The following is a 22,225-nucleotide window of genomic DNA, read 5'->3' on the forward strand; positions in this document are numbered from 1 at the left end:
TCTGGGCGATGCCGCGGCCCATGGCGCCGGTGCCAACGATGCCAAGTGTCTGGATGGAGGTGGTGAAGGTAGCTTGCGAGGTCATGCTGTCTGGTTCTTGAAATGTCGGAGTACAGGGCAACGCAGCCGCGAGTTTTCGCTCGCGGCTGCGTCGGTGGTCGGAAGGGGCTTTGCGCCAGGTTGCCCGCGTTACTGCAGCGTCAGCACATACTTACCCACAGCTTGTCCGGATGCGAGTTGCGCCAACGCTTCGCCAGCACGCGCGAGAGGCAGGCTGGCGGCGATCCTTGGCCGGAGCGCACCTTGCTCATAGAGCTGGAAGAGTTGCCGCTGCACGGCCAGGACTTTATCCGGTTGGCGGTCGCGATAGTCGCTCCATTGCAGTCCGCTGACGCTGATGTTCTTCACCAGCAGGTAGTTGGCCTTGATCTCGGGAATGCGTCCAGCCGCGAAGCCAATGACCACAGCTCGGCCACACCACGCCATCGCGCGCAGTGCGGCATCGAAGACATCGCCTCCCAGTGTGTCGAGCAAGACGTCCGCACCATGATTGTCCGTGGCATTGCGCACCTGTTCTCGCAGCGATTCGCGCAGGTCCGGCACGGCGAGGTCGATGATGGCATCGGCGCCCAGGTCGCTGGCAGTGGTGGTTTGACTGTTCCCCCCGATGCCCGCCAATGCGACGCCACCCAGTCCCTTGACGATCTGGATCGCTGCGGAACCGACGCCGCCGGCCGCGCCGGTGACCAGCACGGTTTCGCCGGGGCGGAATCCGCCCCGCTCCATGAGGGCGAAGTAGGCAGTCTGGTAGACAAGACCCATGGCGGCGGCATCCTCGAACGGCATGGCATCCGGGATCTTGAAGCAGGCGGAGGCATTGGCACTGGCCAACTCGGCGAAGGCGCCATACTCGAGTTGCGCCACGACCCGATCTCCGGGCGTGAGGTGTGTCACATTAGCCCCGACCGCGCGGACAATGCCCGCCGCATCCTTGCCCGGCGCGAACGGACGTTGTGGCAGCATCTGGTACTTGCCTTGCACGACCAGGACGTCCGGATAGTTGACCGCAGCGGCATGGACCTCGATGAGCACATCTTGATCCCCGACCTGCGGTGCTGGCAGATCATCGACTGCGACGGAGGCGGGACTGCCATATTCCCTGATGACAATAGCTTTCATGGTGGCTTTCATGGTGCCGCCCTCAATGATCGAGCATGGCGTTGTGGGCGCCAAGCGCGGGTGCCTGGCGGGTGTCGTCTGTGCCGCGGAAGGCCGCATCGATCGGAACGGGCAAGGCCGGCATGGTGGCGCCTGCTGCGGTCGCCACGTGTTGTCCAAATAGGCCGCGTTTCCGGAAATGCGGATCGTGCCGCGCCTCTTCCAGGCTGACGACCCGGCTCGTGCAGACATCCTGCCCCGCGAAACGGTCTTCCCAATATGCCGCCGGGTGCTGCGCGATGGCGGCCGCGACGGCGTCGATGGCGTCGCTGGGTGCCAGTGCCGTCAAAGCGTCCGCGTCGAGACCCACCAGCCGGACAAAGTTATCCCAGAACTTGTCTTCCAGCGGCGCCGCAGCCAGGAAGGCGCCGTCCGCAGTACGGTAGATCTGGTAGCGCGGCGTCCCGCCTGTCACCAGTTCCGACGCGGTACCCGGCCAGGCACCGAGAGCGCCATTGCCGAGCCCCCAGTACTGGAACGTGAACAGGTTGTCCGCCATCGCGATATCGAGATGGACACCGGACCCGGTCTGGTCGCGCTGACGCAGCGCCAGCAGGATGTTGATCATCGCAGGGTAGGTGCCACCAGCGATGTCGGCTATCAGGGCAGGGGGTAGCACCGGCGCGCCATCCTTGCCCGCCGTCAGCGAAAGCGTGCCGGATGCCGCGACGTAGTTCAGGTCATGCGCGGCCTCGTTGGCGCGGGGGCCATGTTGCCCAAATCCCGTGATCGAACAATAGACGAGGCGGGGATTGATCTCGGCCAAGGCGGCAAAGCCCAGCCCGAGGCGCTCCATGACGCCGGGCCGGAACTGCTCGATAAGCACATCGGCTTCGCGGATCAGGGGAGTCAGGCGCGTCAGCGTGTCCGGCGACTTCAGGTCGATGGATACCGATTGCTTGCCCCGATTGAGCAGGACGAAGTTTGCGCTGTCGGCATCGACCTTCGGTTCGTACGACCGCATCTCGTCACCACGGCCCGGACGCTCGAACTTGATGACTTCGGCGCCCGCTTCCGCGAGCAGCAGGGAGCAAAGCGGGCCAGGCAGGAGAGTGCTGAAATCAAGCACTTTTATGCCGGCGAGCGGTTGGGTCATGACGTCTTCCTCGGTGCGGCGCCGGCGCGCTCGGCAGCCACGCGGGCGCGCCGCGCGGGGGCGTACGGTTCTTGCCCCAGCGCTTCGTGCAGCGCTTCGGTTACGCGAAAATGATGTGCCAGCCCTGTACGTTCGAGCAGCGAGATCGGGCCTTCCGGATAACCGAGCCCGAGGCATAGCGTCTTGTCGAGATCGTCGGCGCTGGCCAGCTTCTCGTCGAGGCGGCGCAGGGCCGCATTGAAATAGGGGCGGATCAGCCGATCAACGATGCGGCCGGGAAAGTCGTTGCAGATCGCCACAACGAGTCCCGCGGCTTCAAAAGCCGCCTTTGCGGCAGCGATTGCGGCGGGCTGCGTGTTGGGCTGCCTGACCAGTTCCACGAGCGGACTCGGATCGGCATCACCCAACCGAAAACGGGCGAACCCGACCACGTTCGAGCCTTCCTGGCCACGACACTCGCCGGTATGGGTTCCAAGACATTCGGTACCCAGTTCGATCGCCACGAAGACACGCTGTGAGTGACCTTCCGCTGCAGCGTACGACAGGCCGGCGTCAGACCCCAGGTAGACGATACCTTCGGCGTCCCGCGATGCCTGCTCGAGAAAGGGGTGCGACGTGGGGAACGAGCGGCTCTCGCCGGTTTTCACTATTTCATAGCGCATGTCAGGCTCCGAACATCTTGGTGTTGCCATAGGTGTGAAAGCCACGCCCGGTCTTCTTGCCCAGGTGATTGGCCGCGATCATGCGGCGCACGAGCGGCGGGCAGGCGGCGCGAGGTTCGTGCGTGAGACCGTGCATGGCTTCGCACAGCAGCTTCTGGGTATCCATGCCAACGAGGTCAAGCAACTCCAGTGGACCCATCGGATAGCCAAGTGCCGTCTTGATTGCGAGGTCTATGTCGGCAGGCTCGGCGACGCCTTGCTCGACCAGACGGATCGCGTCGTTGTTGAACGGAATCAGGAAGTAGTTGAGGATGAACCCCGGCGTATCCTGGGTGGTCACTGGCCTCTGTCCCATGGCTTCGGCGAATGCCCAGGCCTTCTGGAACGTATCCTCGGACGTGGCAAGACCGGGTGACATTTCGATCAGCTTCATGAGCTGAGCAGGCAGGCAGAAGTGCATGCCGACAAATCGATCCGGACGTCCCGAGCCGCCGGCAATCTCGGTAATCGAGATGGTCGAGGTGTTCGACGCAAAGATGGTGCTCTCGGGACAAACTTCATGGAGCTGGCTGAACAACTGGTGCTTGACGCCAAGATCCTCGAAGATCGCTTCGATGACGAGGTCGCAGCGGGCGAGATCCGCCAGTTGGGTTGTGCCTTCCCAACGGGCCAACGCTTCGGCGGCGGCGCCAGCCGGCAGCTTGCCGCGCTCTTCGGACTTCTTTAGAAAGGCCTCGGTCTGGCCGCGAGCACGGTCCAGCGCATCCTGCCGCGTATCGAACACGATGGTGCGAAAGCCCGCCCGAGCGGCCACGATCGCGATGCCGGCACCCATGGTGCCAGCGCCGGCGATGCCGACGGTTTGTATGGTCGTCACGGTTGTCTCCTATTTTTTCAGAAAGCTGCGGCCGATCAGTTGTCGATGGACCTGGTTGGTGCCTTCCCAGATCTGGGTGATCTTGGCATCGCGCATCAGGCGCTCGACACGGTAGTCATTGCAATAGCCATAGCCGCCGAACAGTTGCACGGCATCGGTGGTGATGCGCATGGCGGCATCGGTGGCACGTTGCTTGAGCATCGAGGCCTCGATACCAAAGTCCTGGTCCCCGGCATCGACCATCTCGCCGACACGCCATAGCCACGATTCGCAAAGCACCAGCTCCGTCGCCAGGTCAGCCAGCATGAACTGGATACCCTGGAACTCCAGGATTCGTTTGCCCGATTGCCGACGTTCGTTGATGTAATCCACCGCGTCCTCGAACGCCGCGCGTGCGATACCCAGCGCATGCGCGGCCACACTGGGGCGGGAGCGGTTCAGAGAGCCAAACAGGATCTGCAGGCCTTCTCCGGGATTGCCGATGAGATTGGCACGCGGCACACGGCACCCGTCGAATGCGAGACTTGCGGTGCTTGACGCGCGGGTGCCCATCTTGTGCTCGGTGCCCATTACGCGCAGACCTTCCGTGCCCTTTTCCAGGATCAGAACGGAGATGGCGCCTTTGGGGTCCGGAATGTCCGACCACTTGCCGAACACCAGATAAAGGTCCGCTACGTCGCCATTGGTGATGAAAGTCTTGCCGCCCTGGATGACAATGTCGTCGCCATCAGGGGTAAAGCTGGTGCGCATCCCCGTGGCATCTGAACCAGCGGACGGTTCCGTGATGGCCAGCGAGGCCAGGCCGCCTTCCGCGATGCGTGGCAATAGTCGGCTCTTCTGCTCCTCGCTGCCGTATTCGATCAGCGGCTTGATGGCGTGGTAGTTCGTGGCCCAGACGATACCGGTAGAGGCGCATGCCTTCGAGATCTCGCGTACGCAAGCGAGGTAGCTCAGGAAGGAAAGTTGAGCGCCGCCATACTGGTCTGGCACGAACATCGCGTTCAGCCCCAGTTCGTTGATAGCGCGCACGTTCTCCCATGGGAACGCGCCGCTGCGGTCATAGTCGGCCGCGCGTGGCGCAATCTGGGTCCTGCAGACTTCCTTGACGCTGTCGAGCAGCATGCGTTCCTCGGACGACAGCGGCAGCCTTGCGTCCATTCGGTCCAGCATATTCATGTCTTCCTCCGTATATGGGGCTCAGAGTGGGCGTCAGAGCGCCATGCCCTGGCCGCCATCGACATAGAGCGTGTCGCCTGTCAGGAAACGGCCGGGGAGCTGGAACAGCATGGCGACGAGGCGGCCGATATCCTCGGATTTGCCCGGCCCGCCAGCAGGAATCCGCTTCTTCAGGAACGCTTGGAGGGCACCCTCGTTCAACTCGTCGCGGTTGAGATCGGTTTCGATATAGCCCGGTGCAATGTTGACCACCTGGATGCCATCGCGCGCCCATTCGACCGCCAGGCAACGCGAGATGGCGCCGACCGCCGCCTTCGAGGCGCAGTAGGCGGCATTGCCGCGTACCCCCAACTTGTCGTAGAACGAGCCAATGTTGACGATCAGCGCCGCACCGGCTTCCCGAAGCAGCGGGTAGGCAACCTGGCTTGCGAGCAGTACCGACGATGCGTTGGTCTGCATCACTCGCTCAAAGTCGGCGATCGGGAAGGTGGCGGATGGCCCTTGCAGGTGAATGCCTGCGTTGTTCACCAGGCCGACGACAGGTTGGCCGAACAAGTTCGGTGCTGCCTCGAAAGCGGCAACCAGGGAGGCGGAATCGGTGATGTCGCAACGTAGCGCGGCAAGGCGTTTGTACTCGCCATCGTCGAGCGTGCCGGCATCGGGCAGTTCGCCAGAGCGGGACAGGCAAGCCACGTGCAGCCCGGCGCGTGCAAGTTCGCGCGAAATGGAGGCGCCGATGCCCCGGCTGGCGCCGGTCACGATCACCGTGCCGTGTTGATGTTCAGGCATCCTTGAACTCCGGCGTACGTTTGTCGAGGAAAGCACGCATGCCCTCGGCGGCGTCTGCCGTCTGGTACGCAAGCGTGGACAGGTCGGCTTCGATCTCCAGGCCAGCATTGAGCGTGGTAGCCATCCCACGCACGACCGCATCACGTGCAAATTGCGAAGCACAGCGGCTGTAGCCAATGAATTCCGAGAGGAACGTCTTGCCGAGTTCGACGGGGTCGCCATCGGCAACGACGCGGTTGACGAGCCCCCATCGTTCAGCCTCGATGGCCTCGACGGTGCGTCCGGACATCACCATCTCCAGTGCGCGCGCCTCTCCGATCAGGCGCGGCAGGCGCTGGGTGCCGCCGTAGCCCGGTATCAACCCAAGCTTGATCTCGGGTAGGCCCATGCGGCCGTGCACCGTTGCAATGCGGAAGGTGCAGGCCATCGCGAGTTCCAGGCCCCCGCCAAAGGCGTAGCCGTGGATCACGGCCACCGAAGGGATCGGCAAACTTGCCAGCTTGTCGAACGTGCGCTGGCCCAACTGGGCCCCCTGCCGTTGCGCCATCAGGCTGCGATCCATCAGTTCGGTGATGTCTGCCCCGGCGCAGAACGACTTCGGACCGGCTCCCGTCACGATCAGTGCGCGGGCGCCCGACGCTGCCACCTGGTCGAGCGTGTAGGACAGGGCCTCGATCATGGTGAACTGCAGCGCATTGCGGGCTTCGGGCCGGTTTAGCGTGAGGATGGCATACGGGCCGTCAAACTTGATATCGATCGACATGGTCAGGCTCCTGCCGCGGCGGGCGACTTGTAGCGGACACCGGTCGGCTTCAGTTCGCCGCGCAAGGTCATTTCGACAAGGTCGCGCTTCAGGATCTTGCCGCTGGCCGTCAACGGGAATTGGTCGAGGCTGATGAAGAACTCGGGCATGTCGTATTTCGACAGTCCGCAACTGGCCAGGTGTGCCAGCATGTCGTCGGGCGGGAGCGATTGGTCTGCGCGGACCACTACGGCCAGGCAGACTTTCTCGCCGAGTCGCTCATCCTGTACAGGATAGGCTGCGGCCCGCTCCACGAGCGGATGACGCAGGGCCAGTTCCTCGATGCGCGCGGGATGGATGTTGTGCCCACCTCGGATGATGAGGTCCTTCTTGCGCCCGACGATCACGATGCAGCCGTTTTCGTCAACGATGCCCAGATCACCGCTCATGAACCAGCCGTGAATATTGAACGAGGTTTCCGTTGCGACCTGATTGCTGAAGTAGCCCAGCATGAGCAGGCCACCGCATCCGCCAATTTCGCCGATCTCGCCGACTTCGGCCTCCACGTCCCAGTTGTCCTGCTTCCACAGCCGCACCTCGTAACCGCGGCAGGCGCGTCCGCACGTGGAGACAATGGTGTCAGGCGTATCGGTCGGAATCGTGTAGTTGTGCGACCCGTTCTCCGTCATCCCATAGACGTTCTGTGGCGTGATGCCGAGGGTCACGAACTTCTGCGCGACCTCTCGCGGAATCGCGGAGCCCGCCATGTAGAACGTGCGCACCTCGCCAAGGGTGTTCAGATTGCGGTCCCGGACCGCTTGCAGGATGTCCATGGCATGGGTAGGTACGCCCATGACATATGTGGCGCCCGTCTCGAGGATCCAGTCGATTGCCTGCTTTCCCGGCGTGAGGTTGGTCATGACCAGTTCGGCGCCCGCCACGAGTACCTGTTCGAGCGCAACCGTCGCGATGTGATGGCTCATCGGACTCAGCGTCAGCAAAACGGTACCGGCGCCATGGCCCCAATCCTCGACCAGCGCGCGGCCGTTGGCCAGCAACGTGTTGTCGCTGTGCATGACGCCTTTTGGCAAGCCCGTGGTGCCGGACGTGAACGCCAGGTAGACGATCTTGTCAGGGTTCAGGTCCGGTGTGGACAGCGCGGATGGCGGTTGCCGGTCGGGGAACGGTTGTGCGTCGGCGGGGAACGTCGTCCCGCCAGTGCCGTTGCCCGGCATCGCGTACATGGCCGAGATCGTCGGCACATCTGCCGCGCGGGCGAAGATTGAGTTGCGGTCGGCATCGGCGCCGTATCCCGGCATTCCGAACAGGGCTCTGCACTGGATACGGTTGAGCAGTGTGCAGATCTCGTCGACCGTGTAGTTCTGGTGCAGCGAGGGGCAGCACACATAGCCATTGCGCGAGCAGGCGAGGAACACAATCGTGGCCTGTACGACGTTCGGCAGCCAGATGCCAACCCGGTCGCCAGGTTTCAGCCCCTGTCGGTGAAGCGTTTCGGCCACGCTGTCCACCCAGTCGACCACCTCGCGCCATGTCAGGCGCAGGTCGGCGTCGCGCAGCGCGCACGATGTCGGTCGTTCGCGTGAGTGGCGCCTCGCCAGTGTGTACAGGGTCTCCTGCTGCCAGATGCCAGACAGGTAGTAGTCCCGCGCATTCTGCGGATTGTGAAGCGTGAGGATGTTTTGCATGATCTCTATCCGGGCATCAATGGCCGAACTTCGCGCTATCCGGCTTGCGGCGTTCGGCGAAGGCAGCGGCCAGTTCGTCGTGCTCGTCGGTTTCCAGGTAGCCGCGCAGCAGCAAGTCGTGGGCCATGCGAGACAGGCCGCTGACACCGCCATGGCGTGCGTTGAATGCGCTCTTGAGCGACGCAAGCGCGAAGGCGCCGCGCTCGGCCACTTCCAGCGCATACTCGCGCGTTGCCGCTGCGAGCTGGTCATCGGGCACGACCTTGTTGATCAGCCCCATCTCCATCGCTTCACGGGCGGTGATCTTCGGGTTGCGATACCAGATGTCCTTGGCGCGCTTCTTCCCGACCAGATCCTCGAGGTACCAGGTGCCGTAGCCTGCGTCGAAGCTACCGACCATGGGTCCAACCTGGCGGAAGATCGCCGACTCCTTTGCAATTGTCAGGTCGCATACCACCTGCAGGACGTTGCCGCCGCCCACGGCGAAGCCATTGACCGAAGCAATCACCGGCTTCTGCAACCGGTCGATGCTCTCGTACATTTCCAGCGTGGGCAGCACGCCTGCGTAAAGCGTGGTGTCCTGCATGCCGTCCTTGCGGCCACCGGTGCAAAAGAATTTGTCGCCCGCACCGGTGATGACAATGACTCGCGTGCGCGTCTCGCGACGAATCTGGTTGATGCAATCGCGGATCTCGTGACACATGGTCTCGGTGAACATGTTGCCGTCGTTCGGACGGTTCAGCGTGATCGTGCCGATCGGACCATCTTCCTTGTACAGAATCTCGGTGTATTGGGTCATCTTGTCTCCTTGTTAGACGATTTCTGAATCGATGAGGCCCGCGATGCAGGTCTCGGACATGGACAGCTCTTCCTTGAGAATGCGTTCGGTATCCTGGCCGAGTGCGGGCGGTGGGCTGCGAAGCACGTCGCTGCTACCGTCGAAGCGGATACCCAATCCGACCTGTGGAACCCGCCCCGCGGTGCCTTGTGCCGTAAAGAGAAAGCCGCTTTCGCGCAGGGGCACGTCTGCCGCCAATTCGTCGATGCCATTGATCGGGCCGGAAGGAATGCGATGCTGAGCAAACAGGGCGAGCCAGTGCTGCCGCGGCTGGGTCGCGAGAAGGTCGGCGATGGCCTGCACGATGGACGCACGGGATGCCCTGCGGCTTGCATTCGTTTCGAACCCGGGCTGATGGCCGTATTCGGGCTGTCCCACGGCTTGCCAGAAGCGATGCCAGATGGCGTCGTTTCCCAACCCCAGCGTGATAGGCGCGTCGGCGGTGTCGAAGACCTGGTAGATCGCAATCACGGAATCCGTACCGCCGGAGCGGTTAGGTGCCTCGCCCGACCCCAGGTACGGGACGATCCGTGGCGACATGAACCGCGCCATCGTTGCCACCATCGATACGTCGATACGCTTGCCGGCGCCGGTTTGCGTACGCTCGAACAGCGCAGCCAGCGTGGCCATGGCAATGTCCTGGCCGGACAGCAGGTCGGCGGCCGGCGTGCCAACTTTCTGGGGCGGACCATCGGCCTCGCCAGTCAGATGCATGACGCCGGAATAGCCTTCCGCAATCAGGTCGTAGCACGGCAGATCGGCGCGCTCGCCATCAAGGCCGAAGCCGGTAACGGTGACGTGGATCAGGCGAGGGTGAAGGGACTTGAGCGTGTCGTAGTCCAACCCAAGCTTTTGCTGAACCCGCTGACCGGTGTTGAGCACAACCACGTCGGCCTTGCGAACCAGTTCGTGCGCGACGCGCTGTCCTTCCGGACGGGTGAGGTCGATGGTCACGCTGCGCTTGTTGCGGTTCATGCTGAGAAACCACAGTGACTCGCCGTCGAGGAACGGGGGACCCCAACTGCGCGTGTCATCGCCGCCGTTGCGCTTTTCCACCTTGATGACTTCCGCGCCCAGGTCTGCCAGCAACAGGGTGCCGTACGGTCCCGCCACGGAGGTTGTGAAGTCGACCACGCGGATGCCTTTCAGGCAAGCGAGGCCGGCGCCGGCCGTTTGAAGGGGGAGTGTATTCAGAGTGTCCATGGCAGTCGAAGAATCGAGGTTGCCGGACATACTGCAAAGCGCGTGCCACCAAATTGGCATGGGATTTGCAGAGCCACCGGGACTGCGTGCGAAAGGTTGAAGCGACGCGGTTTAACGGGCCTACGCGGCTGGCGATTTCGGCGGCGTTACGTAAAACTGCATAGAATCGAACTGTCTTCCCTGTGTCCTCGTGGCGTCACGGAAAGGCAATTGTGTAGTCGCCGAAGACACTGGTATTCAAAGAACAGACCGAGACGGTGGAGACATGAAGCGTGAATCAGAGGGCATCCTCGTGCTGGATGCCGATGGGAATACCACCTTTTCCAGTGGGCTGGGGACGGATTCGATGGTTGCGAAGTCCCTCGGCCGGCTGTGGCAAAACAGGGGCCGCGTTCCGCTCAAGCGCATGTCGTACATGGCCGAACTGGAACGGCCGCTAACGGTTGCCGCCATTCCCACGCGGGACGCGGTCTGCTTTCTGATTTTTGTCTTGCAGGAAGGGGACGAACTCAGCGAGTTCGTGGCGAGCGTGGAGGCAGCACCCGATATCCTCAGGCATTTCGTGACGGACCCCTACAAGGCGATGGTGGTGGTGGATACGTCTGCGCGCATCACATACATGAGCCCGGTGCACGAGCGATTCTTCGGTCTCAAGCACGGCGAGGCCATCGGCAGGGATGTGACGTCGGTTATCGAGAATACGAAGTTGCAGGAGGTCGTGGCCACAGGCAAGGGACAGGTGGCGCAGCTGCAGGAAATGAACGGCGTAACGCGCGTGGTGTCTCGTCTGCCAATCTTCGATCGCAATAAACGGGTGGTGGCCGCCATTGGGCAGGTGATGTTCAAGGGGCCGGAGGCCATTCGTGACCTGACCGTCGAACTCGCCCAGGTCAAGCAGGAACTGGATTTCTACCGGCGCGAACTTTCCGGCATCCGCAACCGCAGCTACGGCCTGGACCAGATCGTGGGAAGCAGCGATGCTGTGCGGCGCCTGAAGGAAGACATCCTTCGGGTGGCACCCCTCGATGTGCCAGTGCTGCTGGCGGGCGAAAGCGGAACCGGGAAGGAAATGGTCGCGCATGCCATCCACATGCTCAGCCCGCGCAGCGACAAACCTCTGGTGCTGGTCAATTCGGCTGCCATGCCCGCAAACCTTGTGGAGAGCGAACTATTCGGTTACGAGCCGGGAGCGTTCACTGGCGCCGATCGCAAGGGCCGCAAGGGCAAGTTTGAAGCGGCCGATACCGGTACGCTCTTCCTCGACGAAATCGGCGATATGCCGATCGATATGCAGGTCAAGCTTCTGCGCGTGTTGCAAGACGGCAAGTTCGAGCGCATCGGCGGAGACCGGGCCAGGCATTCCGACTTCCGGTTGATCTCCGCCAGCAATCGCGATTTCAAGGCGATGATCGGCGCCTCGACCTTCCGGCTCGATCTCTTCTATCGCATTAGCGCTGTCACCCTGCGTCTGCCTGCGTTGCGCGATCGGCTCGAAGACATCCCCGAACTGGCTGATACGTTCCTGGAAGCGTTTGCGATGCGGCACGGCGCACCGAAAAAATCGGTTGCCGCATCCGCCATCCACTTTCTGCAATCGCGGGCGTGGCCCGGCAATGTCCGGCAACTGCAGCATGCGCTGGAGCGTGCCGCAATCTTCTGCGACGGACCGGTCCTGTCCATTCACGACTTCGGTACGCTGGAAGGGGCCGAGCCATCTGCGCGATCGCGAGATGGCAACACGGACGCCGACGCTTTGCCCAAGCGTCGGCAGCCGGATATTCGTGAGGTGAAGGAGCGCCTGGAATCGGACCTGATTGTCGAGGCCATGCGCCGTACGGGCGGCAACAAGAAGCGCGTTGCCGAAGAGCTCGGGATTTCACGCTCGTATCTTTACAAGCGGTTGAGCATGATCGAAGAGGAAGGGCACGCCGATATTAGCTGGCGTTGATGCTGGCTTCAGATTCTTGATACAGATCGCTCAGCTCTTCCCGCCGCGCATTTTCTCCATTGCAGCTGGCGCGCCGTACAGGAACATGTCCACCTTCTGGCGAATCACCGCATCCAGGTCGGTAGGGACTTTCAATCCATAGACCCACTTGCGCACGCCGATGTAGAAGATCGCCGCATGGAGGCTCCAGATCATCTCGATTTCGGCGTCGGTTTCAGCGGTGCTGCGCGGTGCGGGAATGCCGAACGCCTCGCGCACTTCGGCCAGGACCGGCAGGAACACCTTGGTGCGCAGCTTGCTCAGATACTTGTTGTTGATGCCTTCGTGCGTCAGGCCGGCAAAAATGAAGAGGCGGATCCATTCCTCACGGAGGATCACTGTCGAATAGTCGAGGTAGAAGGCATGGAGTCGTTCCGTCAGCGGCAGCGAGCGGTCGGCTATCTGGCGCTCCCAATCGGGGCGCCACTGGAAGACCTCGTTGTAAACGCGCTCGATCAATGCGTCCTTGCTCTCGAAGTACCGATAGAGCAAGGGTTGCGTGACCCCGATTTGCCGGGCCAGTTCGCGCGTACTACCGCCGAAACCGTTGCGCGTGAAATGCTCGATCGCCTTTTCGACGATCTGCTGCTCCCGCTCTTCAGGCAGCAGGCGGCGCGTGGACTTGGCGGCGGCGTCGTCGTCTTCGGTGGTTGTGGCGCGTGACTCCATGGCTGTCTCTCTGGTCCTGCTGTCCGGATAAGGTCCGATTCTACCAATCGCCCGATAAATGGGAACAGGGCGGTGGCCCGATTGGAGGCCGCCGCCCTGATCCGAATGCCGGAAGACGAGTTCAGCCTCCCGATCTGGCGGTGATGCCCAGTTCGCAGTCCACACGCTGGTTCTGGTAGGTATTGCGCTCCCAGGCGCCGCGTGCCGAGCGGTCGGTTACCGAGAAGGCGTAGATCCCGACAAAAGCCACCAGCATCGAGAACAGCGCCGGATACTCGTACGGGTAGATTGCCGACGCGTGCCCGAGGACCTGCACCCAGACCGTCGGGCTCAGGATCGTCAGCACCACGGCCGTGACCAGGCCCATCATGCCGCCAATGACTGCGCCGCGCGTGGTCAGGCCGCGCCAGTAGATCGACAGCAGCAGCACCGGAAAGTTGGAGCTGGCGGCGATCGAGAACGTCAGGCTGACGATGAATGCGATGGTCTGCTTTTCGAACAGGATACCGAGCAGGATCGACAGCACGCCCAGTACCAGTGTCGTCATGCGCGAGACACGCATCTCATCCTTGTCCGATGCCTTGCCCTGGCGCAGCACCGTGGCATACAGATCGTGCGAGATGGCGGATGAACCGGCCAGCGTCAGTCCGGCCACCACGGCCAGGATGGTCGAGAACGCCACCGCGCAGATAAAGCCGAGGAACACGTTACCGCCGACCGCGTGGGCCAGGTGCACCGCCACCATATTGACGCCGCCGATGACCGCGCCGGCGCTGTTGTGATACAGCGGGTCCTGAGCCACCAGCGCGATCGTGCCGAAGCCGATCACAATGATCATGGCATAGCCCATGCCAACGATGCCGGTGGCGTACAGCACGCTCTTGCGCGCGGCCTTGACGTTGCTGACCGTGAAGAACCGCATCAGGATGTGCGGCAGGCCTGCCGTGCCGAAAATCAGCGCCAGCCCGAGCGAGACTGCGGATACCGGGTCTGAGACCAGGCCGCCGGGGCGCATGATGGCCTGCTGCTTGCCATGTGCGGCAATGGCGTGGTCGAACAGGCTGTTCAGGCTGAATCCGAACCGGCTCATTACCATGAACGCCATGAACGCACAGCCGGCTAAAAGCATGACCGCCTTGATGATCTGGATCCACGTGGTGGCCAGCATGCCGCCAAAGAACACATAGACCACCATCAGCACGCCTACCAGCACCACTGCCGAGGTGTAGTTGAAGCCGAACAGCAGTTCCACGAGCTTGCCGGCGCCCACCATCTGCGACACCAGGTAGAGCAGCACGATCACGATGGAGCTGGATGCCGAGAATGCGCGGATTGGGCGTTGCCGAAGCCGGTATGACAATACATCGGCCAATGTGTAGCGCCCCAGGTTGCGCAGCGGTTCGGCAATCAGGAACAGGATGATCGGCCAGCTTGCCAGAAAGCCGATGGAGTAGATCAGCCCATCGTAGCCACTGGTGAACACCAATGCGGAGATGCCGAGCAACGAGGCGGCGGACATGTAGTCGCCGGCGATGGCCCAGCCATTCTGCATGGCAGTGATCTTGCCGCCCGCGGCATAATGGTCTGCCACGCTGTTGTTGCGCCGGGCCGCCCATCGCGTGATGCCAAGCGTTGCTACGACGAACACCAGGAACATCGCGATGGCGATGACGTTGAGCCCCTGACCGACTGGCGGCGTGGCGGCGATGGCCGGAGTGGCCACCGCCAGCGCGAGGGCTGTGGGAAGGATACGGTTCATGGCTGGGCTCCGGCGCGAACGTCCGCGATCATGCGGTCGTAGACAGTGTTGGTGCGATAGACATAGACGGCGACCATCGCGAACGTGAACGCAAACATGCCGAATCCGATCGGGATGCCCACGCTCATCGGCTGTCCGGCCACCAGTTGCAGGGCCAGGAGGTCGGGGCGAAACGCCAGGGTCAGGATAAAGCCGAAGTAGGCGGCCAGCATGATCGCGGTAAGCGACCAGGAAAAGCGTCGCCGCGACCGGTGTAGTTGCTCGAAATCGGCACGAGCGAGCATCGGGTGCGGGATAAACGGGGGATCGATATCGCCGGTGGCGAAGTGAGCACCGAACGGTGCGTCGGATGCCGCAGCCTGGGGGGCGATGTGAGGCATGACTGTCTCCTTGTATTGTTGTCGAAAGGACTTGCTCAGAAGCGGCGCGACACGGCGGTATCTCGCATGACGGCTTCCGGCGTCCGATAGCGCTCGGCCATGGCGCGGTCCTCGTCGCTTTTCAGTTGCGCTTGCATGTAGGCACCCAGGTGCCGGGCGTGCTCGACGATCGCCTGTCCCACCTGTACCCGCTCGGCGCCATAGGCGTCGAGGCCCGCTTCGATGGTGTCGGATCCTTCCAGCGCGCGGACCAGCGCCATGGCGTCGCCGGCAGCCTTCGTCACACCCATGCCGCAATGCGGACGTGCAACAAATGCGGCGTCGCCAAGCAATGCAATGCGTCCGAATGACATGCGCGAAACGGTCAGGTCGTAGATCGGCTGGAACAGCGGCTGCGTGGTCCGCGCCACGACCTCGGTGAACTGGGGTGCGAGCAGGTCGGCCGCGGCGCTTTCCATCTCTGCGATCACGTCTGGACGAATCAAGCCCGGAGGGATACCCGTGGACCAGCATTTCCCGTTGGTATCGGTCAGCAGGTTGGCGAGTTCGTCTTCGCAGGTTGCGCGATACCAGACGAAGTTGAAACGTCGCTCGCCGGGGGCCGTGCTGTTTCTATCGCCAGCGACCGGGTAACCAAGAATCTGTTCGTGGGGAGGCAGGCAGAACGCAAACTTGTCGAAGATCGCTGCGTGGGTCTCTGGCGACAGCTGGGTTTCGTCGACGAGTCCGCGCCATGCAATGTAGCCCGCATATTCGAGCTGGGCTTCGGGCAGCAGCTGTTCACGCACGCTGGACCGGAACCCGTCGGCCGCGATTACCATGTCGGCCCGATGCGTTGTGCCGTCGGCAAGCGTGACCTCGGCATGATCCGGGTGCGACGCAACGGCCGTCACGTGCGCGCCGGTACGATAGGTGCCGGAAAAAGCGTTGCCGAGTACTTCGTACATCTTGCCCCATGCCGTCAGCGTCTGCGGCAGTTCACGTTCCGATACGGCACTGCCGTCTCGTGCCAACGTGACCCGGGTATTGATCGACACGCCAATGCTGGCATTCACCTCGACGCCTGCGGCGGTCAGGGCATCGAACAACTCGGGGTGGGTGACAATGCCGGCGCCGCGTCCGGTCAGCGCCTCGGGAGTGCGCTCGAAAATCTCGACTTCCCAGCCGCTGCGCGACAGCAGGTTGGCGGAAAACAGTCCGCCTACCGAGCCGCCAATCACGATGGCCTTGCGTTGCGAAGGCTGTGCTGCGCTCATGCTGTGGCTCCTGCGTTGACTTGCGCCTGCGAGGGCAGGGTCAGGCCCGCCACTTCCTCGGCGGAATAATTGAGTTCGATGGTGACGCCCGAGGGATCCTCGATGAACACCTGGTGCAGTCCAAGGCTGGGCACCGTGCGGTCGCGCCAGGGAATGCCCTCCGCCTTCAGCGTGTCCCACATCCGCGAAACGCCTTCGGCAAGGAACGCGATGTGGTCGACCGTCCCGGTCCCGGTCTGCGGCAGGGCCTTGTCACCGAGATAGGCCGCAAGGCCGGACGGATCATTCGGGTCGACGCCAATGATGTGCACCGTGCCAAAGTCGCGCTCGTCGTCGCCCATGTACAGCCATGCGCCAGGGAAGGCGAATGGAGGGCGGTATCCGCGCCGAAATCCAAGCACGCGTTCATAGAACGCGCATGAACGTTCCACGTCGGTCGTGCGGATCGAGTAGTGGGCCAGTTTCTTGATTCCCATGGTTGCCTCCTGATGATTATCGATCGATAAGTGATCATGTGATAAATATTAGGGCGAGGGAAGGAGTTAGCCAAGCCGCGAGGGGAGGGTATTTACCCTAAGGAACGCCGACTTTCTCGATCTGATGCGATGCAGAGCGCACGCACGGGCGGGAAAAACAGTGGCGGGGGCATCGCCTGCGCTTGGGTAGCGCGTAGCAGGCCCCGCCGGTCATGCCGTTATGTTGTCAGGTCGTCATGTCCATCAATCTCCGGCCGATCAGTTCTCGGGCTTGCGCGACGATCCGGCTGATCAGCTCATCGACGCCAGGGATGTCGTCGATCAGGCCGGCCACCATGCCACAGCTCCACGCGCCGGCGTCGACTTCACCGTCGACCATGATTTTTGGGTAGACGCCTGCCACTTGTCCGTAGATGTCGGAGATCTTGAGTTCGTCGCCTTTCTCGCGTTCGATCTCCAGCAAGCGCCGCACCCCGGCGTTATCGAGCACTCTCTCGGTATTGCGCAGCGGGCGCATGACCAGGCGCGTATCCAGCTCGGTGGCGCTGACGATCGCCTGCTTGACGTTGGGATGTACGGGCGCTTCCCGGGTTGCAACAAAGCGCGTGCCCATATTGATACCGTCCGCACCCAAGGCCAGCGCGGCCACCAGGCTGCGTCCGTCCGCCATGCCTCCCGAGGCGACGAACGGAATCGACAGCGCCTGCGCGGCTTTTGGCAGCAGGATCATATTGGGGACGTCATCCTCGCCCGGATGTCCACCGCATTCAAATCCATCCACGCTTACCGCATCGCAGCCAATGTTCTGTGCTTTTACCGCGTGCCGTACCGAGGTGCATTTGTGGATGACCTTGATGCCGGCCGACTTGAGGGCGGGCATGTGGGCCTCCGGGCTGCGGCCCGCGGTCTCGACGATCCGTACGCCGCCTTCCGCGATGGCGTGAATGTACTCGGCGTAGGGCGGTGCCGAGAAGGTGGGAAGGAATGTCAGGTTGACGGCGATGGGGGAGTCCGTCATTTCCCGGCATCGCGCGATTTCCCTGGCGAGCAACTCCGGCGTACGTTGCGTCAATGCGGTGATGGTGCCGAGACCGCCGGCATTCGAAACCGCCGCGGCCAATGGGGCGAGGCCAACATAGTGCATGCCTCCCTGGATGATTGGATACCGGATGCCAAACAACTCAGTAATGCGCGTCTTCATGAAAGTCCTGCCGGGTAAGGTCAAAAAAGGATGTGGGAAGTCTGTGGATCGCTTCAGAGTGTCTTGACTCGTTCGATCTCTTCTTCGACCTCACGCAGACGGTCCTTGCCGAAGTAGATCTCACCATCGACAAAGAATGTCGGCGAGCCGAAAGCGCCGCGCTCGAATGAGTCCTGGGTGTTCTGCAGCAGCGTTTCCTTGACGGCGGGATCGCCGGTACGCGACAGCAGGCGTTGCGCGTCGATGCCGGCGTTGTTCAGCACGCGCTGGATGACTTCCGCATCATCCATCTTTTGTTCCTGCTCCCACATCGCCGAGAACACGGTGTCGACGTAGTGCTCGAAGCAGCCCTCGAGTTGGGCAGCGACTGCGCCGCGCATGATCTGCAGGGTATTGACCGGGAAGTGCGGGTTGGACCGGAAGGCCTCGAGCTGGTGCTGGCGCATAAACCGCTGGATCTCGAGGCGGCCGTACTCGGATTTGTTCTTGATGCCGGCGAAGGCTTCCGCTGGCGAGCGGTTGCCGGTCAGGCGAAACAGCCCGCCAAGCAGGATTGGCACGTACTCGACGCGCACGCCAGTACGTTGCTCGATGGCCGGAATCACCTTGTGGCAGAAGTATGAGTTCGGGCTGCCGAAGTCGAAATGGAACTGTACGATGGGTTTGCTCATTGACTTGTCTCCTGATAGGGCGGGCATGATCTGGCGGATGTCCTGGTCAACCGCTGTTCTTCTTGTAGTGAATCTGTTCCAGAATGGCTTTCTCCTTGGCCATCGCCGATTGCGCGTAGCTGCGGTACTGTTCCGGATTCATGTATAGGGGCTCCATGTCGTAGTGCGTCAGCGTTTCCCGGAAATTCGGCTGCTCCATGGCTTGCCTGAATGCTTGATGCAGTTTGGCGACGATGGTCGTCGGTGTGCCCGTGGGGGCGGCAAGGCCCCAGGGTGATGATTGCACGAGGTTGATGCCGAGTTCCTTCAGGGTTGGCACATTGGGGAAGCGCGGCATGCGCTTGTCTCCCCAGACCACAATCAACCTCATTTTTCCGCTCTCGACATACGGTACCCAGCCAGACGTCTCGGCGGCCGACTGCACATGACCGCCAAGCAATGCTTGCAAGGACTCGCTCGTGCCTTTGTAGGGGACGTGGTTCAGGCGCACGTTTGCCAGCCGCGAGAACTGCTCCATTGTCAGGTGGTTGGTTGTCAGCGCACCGGGCGAGCTGTAGGTCAGTTCACCGGGATTCTTCTTCGCGTAGGCGATGTAGTCCGCCAGTGACTTGATCGGCGACGACGCAGGCACGACGATGCCAAACACATAGCCGGACAGGCCGATGATGTAGGCCAGGTCGGCCGGGTTCCAGTTGATGTCGGTAGTGTAGGGCAAGCGGAATACGCCTTGCGGTATCACTGCCAGCGTGTAGCCGTCCGGTTTGGCCGACTGCAGCAGCTGCGCCGGTAGCACACCGGCCGCCCCCGGCTTGTTCTCGATGACGACGGGTTGGCCCAGAATCTTCGACGCATTTGCGACCAGTACCCGCATGGGGATATCGGTCGAGCCGCCTGGGGAAAAACCCAGCAAAATGCGGATGGGTCGGTCGGGGTACTTGCTGGCATCGGTCTGTGCCAGCGTCGTTGGGGCCTCGGCCGTCAGGGCAGCGCCGGCCATCGACATGGCGGTTGCCCGCAGCATTTGCCGTCGGTTCATGGTTTGTCTCCTGCTAGTGTTATGGAATGTCTTTGTGCGCTTGGGATCTATCAACAGCGCGCGCCGGCGGATATGCCGATTGCCAGCCTGCGGAGATGCGCGGCGCTGTTGCCCAAGGTCTGTTCGATGGCTGTCAGTCTTCGGAAGTAGTGGGAGATTTGCATCTCGTTGCTCATCCCCATGCCGCCGTGCAGCTGGATGGCCTGTTGCCCGACAAAGCGCGCGGAAATGCCGATCAGGGCTTTTGCGGCAGCGCAGGCATCGGCTCTTGCCGCCTCGTCGTCCATCTGGGCAACGGCGCGCCAAAGTGCCGATCGTGCCTGTTCGCAATGAACGAACATCTCGACCATCCGGTGCTGCAGCGCCTGGAAACTGCCAATCGCCACGCCGAATTGCTTGCGTGTCTTGCTGTAGGCAACGGTCTGGGCAGTCATCGCATCCATGATCCCAACCGCTTCCGCGCACAGTGCAAGCCGCGCTGCGTCTTCGGCGTATGCAAGATGGCAGAGCGCGTCGCCGCCCGCGTAAATGACATCGCAACTTGGCACGTACACCTCATGGAAGGTGTACTCGGATACCTGCGATCCATCGATGGCGCGATACTGTCGATGCGTAACGCCATCTGCGTCCGCCTGGACCTGCAGGAGACTGAAGCGGTCGTCATGCGAGGTTGCAGCCCGATGGCGCGCTACCACCAGAAGCGTGTCCGCGTGCGCGGTCAACACGCCCGTCTTGTGGCCGCGCAGGACAAAGCCGTTGCCACTTGGGCAGCAAGTCGTATCGATATGGCAGCCAAGCAGGGGATTACCTGCTTCCTCATGCGCAATGGCAAGCCGCAGGCGCCCCTCTGCAATCTGCGGCACGAGCGAGCGCTTCCAGTCGTCCGACCCGATGCGGCGCATCAGCGCCGCGACCTGGACGATGGCGGCGGTGTATGGCGCGATGACCAGTGCCTTGCCAAACTGTTGCATCACCAGTGCGGTCTCGATATGTCCGCCAGAACTGCCGCCACGTGCTTCGTCGAATGGCAAGCCAAGCAGGCCGAGCTCGGCAAGACCGTGCCAGTATTGGTCGGCGGTCTCGCGGGTTGCCTGGGCATCAGCGTGGGGCTTGGAAGACGGTTCACGGGCGACGAAGCGCGCAACGGCATCCTCGAGCATGCGTTGCTCGTCGGTAAGGTGGAAATCCATATGGGGGCCTTCTACAGATCGAGTTCGGCTTTCGCGAGGATGTTTCGCTGGATTTCCTCGGAGCCGCCGTAAATGCTCAGCTTGCGCAGGTTCAGGTAGCTGGCGACCTGTGCCGGCGCATAGCTCGGTAGCGCGCCACCGCTGCTCCAGTCCGGTGCAAGGGCTTCGTACGGATAGGCGAGGGCGTCGGTTCCCAGTGCATCGAGGTGCAGTTCCGACACCTGCTGCGCCAGTTGGCAACTGCGGATCTTGAACAGCGACGCCTTGGTGCCCACATCACCGCCTCTGTCCGCTTCCGAGAGCGCGCGAAGCAGCGTGTATTCGAGCGCGTCGACCTCGATGCGGATGCGCGCAATGCGTTCGCAGAAGGACAGGTCTTCGCTCAACGGCCCGCCACCGGGAGCGGGCCGGGTTTTCAGTGTGTCGATCAGGAATTGCAGGTTCCGTCGGATCTGCCCGATCATGCCGGTGCTGAATCTTTCATGGCGCAGCAGGTACTTGGCGCAATCCCAGCCCCGATTCAGTTCTCCCACCAGGTTGGCGGCGGGCACCCGCACCTCGTCAAGGAAGACCTCATTGACTTCGTGCTTGCCATCGAGCGTGATGATCGGGCGCACCGTGATGCCCGGTGAGTTCATGTCGACCAGCAGGAACGAAATGCCCTGCTGTTTGCGCGCAGCCGGATCGGTGCGGACCAGGCAGAACATCATGTCGGCGTGTTGGGCATACGTCGTCCAGATCTTCTGCCCGGTCACGATGAATGCGTCGCCGTCCAGCTTCGCGCTGGTCGACAAGCCGGCCAGGTCGGAACCGGCGCCTGGTTCCGAATAGCCCTGGCACCACCAGTCATCGCCGCTGCAAATACGCGGCAGATAGCGCGCCTTCTGGGCTTCAGTGCCGAACGCGAGCAGCACGGGCGCGACCATGCGCACGCCGAACGCAATCGGTTCGGGTGCGCCAGCCAGCGCGGCCTCCTCGGTGAAGATATAGCTTTGCATCGGCGTCCAGCCGGTGCCGCCGTACTCAACCGGCCAGTTCGGCGTACTCCATCCCTGTTCGGCGAGGATTCTGGTCCAGCGGACGACGTCCGCTTTCGTCAATGGAAAATTCCTTGCCACCTTGCGACGGATCTCGTCGGGTAATCGGGCGGCCAGGAACGCACGGACTTCCTCGCGGAAGGCCTGCTCTGCGGGGGTGAATGTCAATTGCATGGCGAACCTTGTTCAGGATTCGCCGGCCCGCCGCAGTAACGCGGCAGGCCGGTGGATTCCGCAATATTTCGCAATAGGGGGC

General features: G+C 62.4%; 21 protein-coding genes. 1 reads left to right on the forward strand and 20 read right to left on the reverse strand.

Annotated features, from left to right (window positions below):
* Window positions 1-189: 189 nt before the first annotated feature.
* The 10 genes from ACO550_RS38775 to ACO550_RS38820 are packed head-to-tail and all read right to left on the reverse strand — an operon-like array spanning window position 190 to window position 10,307.
* On the reverse strand, window positions 190-1,179 hold the full coding sequence (locus ACO550_RS38775; protein WP_315598457.1) for a zinc-binding dehydrogenase: 990 nt from the start codon (window positions 1,177-1,179) through the stop codon (window positions 190-192).
* A 22-nt stretch (window positions 1,180-1,201) separates the two neighbouring features.
* Complete coding sequence (locus ACO550_RS38780) at window positions 1,202-2,314, reverse strand: CoA transferase (RefSeq protein WP_315598458.1); 1,113 nt, start codon at window positions 2,312-2,314, stop codon at window positions 1,202-1,204.
* Window positions 2,311-2,976, reverse strand: a complete 666-nt coding sequence (locus tag ACO550_RS38785; RefSeq protein WP_315598459.1) for a 3-hydroxyacyl-CoA dehydrogenase family protein — start codon at window positions 2,974-2,976, stop codon at window positions 2,311-2,313. Before ACO550_RS38785 ends, ACO550_RS38780 begins: the two co-directional genes overlap by 4 nt.
* Before the next feature lies 1 nt (window position 2,977).
* Window positions 2,978-3,853, reverse strand: coding sequence for a 3-hydroxyacyl-CoA dehydrogenase NAD-binding domain-containing protein (locus tag ACO550_RS38790; RefSeq protein ID WP_315598460.1), 876 nt, complete (start codon window positions 3,851-3,853; stop codon window positions 2,978-2,980).
* Between the two features lie 9 nt (window positions 3,854-3,862).
* Window positions 3,863-5,029 carry an acyl-CoA dehydrogenase family protein gene (locus ACO550_RS38795; protein WP_315598461.1) on the reverse strand — a complete coding sequence of 389 codons (1,167 nt, stop codon included), beginning with the start codon at window positions 5,027-5,029 and terminating at the stop codon, window positions 3,863-3,865.
* 33 nt (window positions 5,030-5,062) lie between these two features.
* Window positions 5,063-5,818, reverse strand: coding sequence for an SDR family oxidoreductase (locus ACO550_RS38800; protein ID WP_315598462.1), 756 nt, complete (start codon window positions 5,816-5,818; stop codon window positions 5,063-5,065).
* A complete protein-coding gene (locus ACO550_RS38805; RefSeq protein ID WP_315598463.1) occupies window positions 5,811-6,581 on the reverse strand; it encodes an enoyl-CoA hydratase/isomerase family protein in 771 nt (256 codons plus the stop codon). The genes ACO550_RS38800 and ACO550_RS38805 overlap by 8 nt, the downstream gene beginning before the upstream one ends.
* A gap of 2 nt (window positions 6,582-6,583) precedes the next feature.
* On the reverse strand, window positions 6,584-8,266 hold the full coding sequence (locus ACO550_RS38810) for a class I adenylate-forming enzyme family protein (protein ID WP_315598464.1): 1,683 nt from the start codon (window positions 8,264-8,266) through the stop codon (window positions 6,584-6,586).
* Window positions 8,267-8,282: 16 nt separating this feature from the next.
* Entirely contained in the window at window positions 8,283-9,065 is a 783-nt protein-coding gene (locus tag ACO550_RS38815; protein ID WP_315598465.1) for an enoyl-CoA hydratase-related protein, read from the reverse strand.
* A 12-nt stretch (window positions 9,066-9,077) separates the two neighbouring features.
* A complete protein-coding gene (locus tag ACO550_RS38820) occupies window positions 9,078-10,307 on the reverse strand; it encodes a CaiB/BaiF CoA transferase family protein (RefSeq protein ID WP_485995164.1) in 1,230 nt (409 codons plus the stop codon).
* A gap of 265 nt (window positions 10,308-10,572) precedes the next feature.
* On the opposite strand from ACO550_RS38820, the gene ACO550_RS38825 reads away from it, so the two are divergent.
* Window positions 10,573-12,255, forward strand: a complete 1,683-nt coding sequence (locus tag ACO550_RS38825) for a sigma-54 interaction domain-containing protein (RefSeq protein ID WP_315598467.1) — start codon at window positions 10,573-10,575, stop codon at window positions 12,253-12,255.
* Between the two features lie 30 nt (window positions 12,256-12,285).
* Here the strand turns inward: ACO550_RS38825 and ACO550_RS38830 are convergent, their stop codons facing one another.
* The 10 genes from ACO550_RS38830 to ACO550_RS38875 all read right to left on the reverse strand — a co-directional run bounded on the left by ACO550_RS38830 (window position 12,286) and on the right by ACO550_RS38875 (window position 22,143).
* Window positions 12,286-12,963, reverse strand: a complete 678-nt coding sequence (locus ACO550_RS38830) for a TetR family transcriptional regulator (RefSeq protein WP_315598468.1) — start codon at window positions 12,961-12,963, stop codon at window positions 12,286-12,288.
* A gap of 121 nt (window positions 12,964-13,084) precedes the next feature.
* Window positions 13,085-14,722 (reverse strand): cation/acetate symporter ActP, encoded by a 1,638-nt coding sequence (locus ACO550_RS38835; protein WP_315598469.1) that lies wholly within the window; start codon window positions 14,720-14,722, stop codon window positions 13,085-13,087.
* The gene (locus ACO550_RS38840) at window positions 14,719-15,102 is read right to left on the reverse strand and encodes a DUF485 domain-containing protein (RefSeq protein WP_315598470.1); all 384 of its coding nucleotides are present in this window, start codon (window positions 15,100-15,102) and stop codon (window positions 14,719-14,721) included. The genes ACO550_RS38835 and ACO550_RS38840 overlap by 4 nt, the downstream gene beginning before the upstream one ends.
* Before the next feature lie 35 nt (window positions 15,103-15,137).
* Window positions 15,138-16,358, reverse strand: coding sequence for an FAD binding domain-containing protein (locus tag ACO550_RS38845; RefSeq protein WP_315598471.1), 1,221 nt, complete (start codon window positions 16,356-16,358; stop codon window positions 15,138-15,140).
* Window positions 16,355-16,834 carry a VOC family protein gene (locus ACO550_RS38850; RefSeq protein ID WP_315598472.1) on the reverse strand — a complete coding sequence of 160 codons (480 nt, stop codon included), beginning with the start codon at window positions 16,832-16,834 and terminating at the stop codon, window positions 16,355-16,357. The genes ACO550_RS38845 and ACO550_RS38850 overlap by 4 nt, the downstream gene beginning before the upstream one ends.
* Before the next feature lie 226 nt (window positions 16,835-17,060).
* Window positions 17,061-18,035, reverse strand: coding sequence for a nitronate monooxygenase (locus ACO550_RS38855; protein ID WP_315598473.1), 975 nt, complete (start codon window positions 18,033-18,035; stop codon window positions 17,061-17,063).
* A gap of 53 nt (window positions 18,036-18,088) precedes the next feature.
* Window positions 18,089-18,706 (reverse strand): DsbA family protein, encoded by a 618-nt coding sequence (locus tag ACO550_RS38860; RefSeq protein WP_315598474.1) that lies wholly within the window; start codon window positions 18,704-18,706, stop codon window positions 18,089-18,091.
* A 46-nt stretch (window positions 18,707-18,752) separates the two neighbouring features.
* Window positions 18,753-19,742 (reverse strand): Bug family tripartite tricarboxylate transporter substrate binding protein, encoded by a 990-nt coding sequence (locus tag ACO550_RS38865; RefSeq protein ID WP_485995163.1) that lies wholly within the window; start codon window positions 19,740-19,742, stop codon window positions 18,753-18,755.
* Between the two features lie 50 nt (window positions 19,743-19,792).
* Window positions 19,793-20,932, reverse strand: coding sequence for an acyl-CoA dehydrogenase family protein (locus tag ACO550_RS38870; protein ID WP_315598475.1), 1,140 nt, complete (start codon window positions 20,930-20,932; stop codon window positions 19,793-19,795).
* A gap of 11 nt (window positions 20,933-20,943) precedes the next feature.
* Window positions 20,944-22,143, reverse strand: a complete 1,200-nt coding sequence (locus tag ACO550_RS38875; RefSeq protein ID WP_315598476.1) for an acyl-CoA dehydrogenase family protein — start codon at window positions 22,141-22,143, stop codon at window positions 20,944-20,946.
* Between the last annotated feature and the right edge of the window lie 82 nt (window positions 22,144-22,225).

It is taken from the genome of Cupriavidus sp., assembly GCF_057315035.1.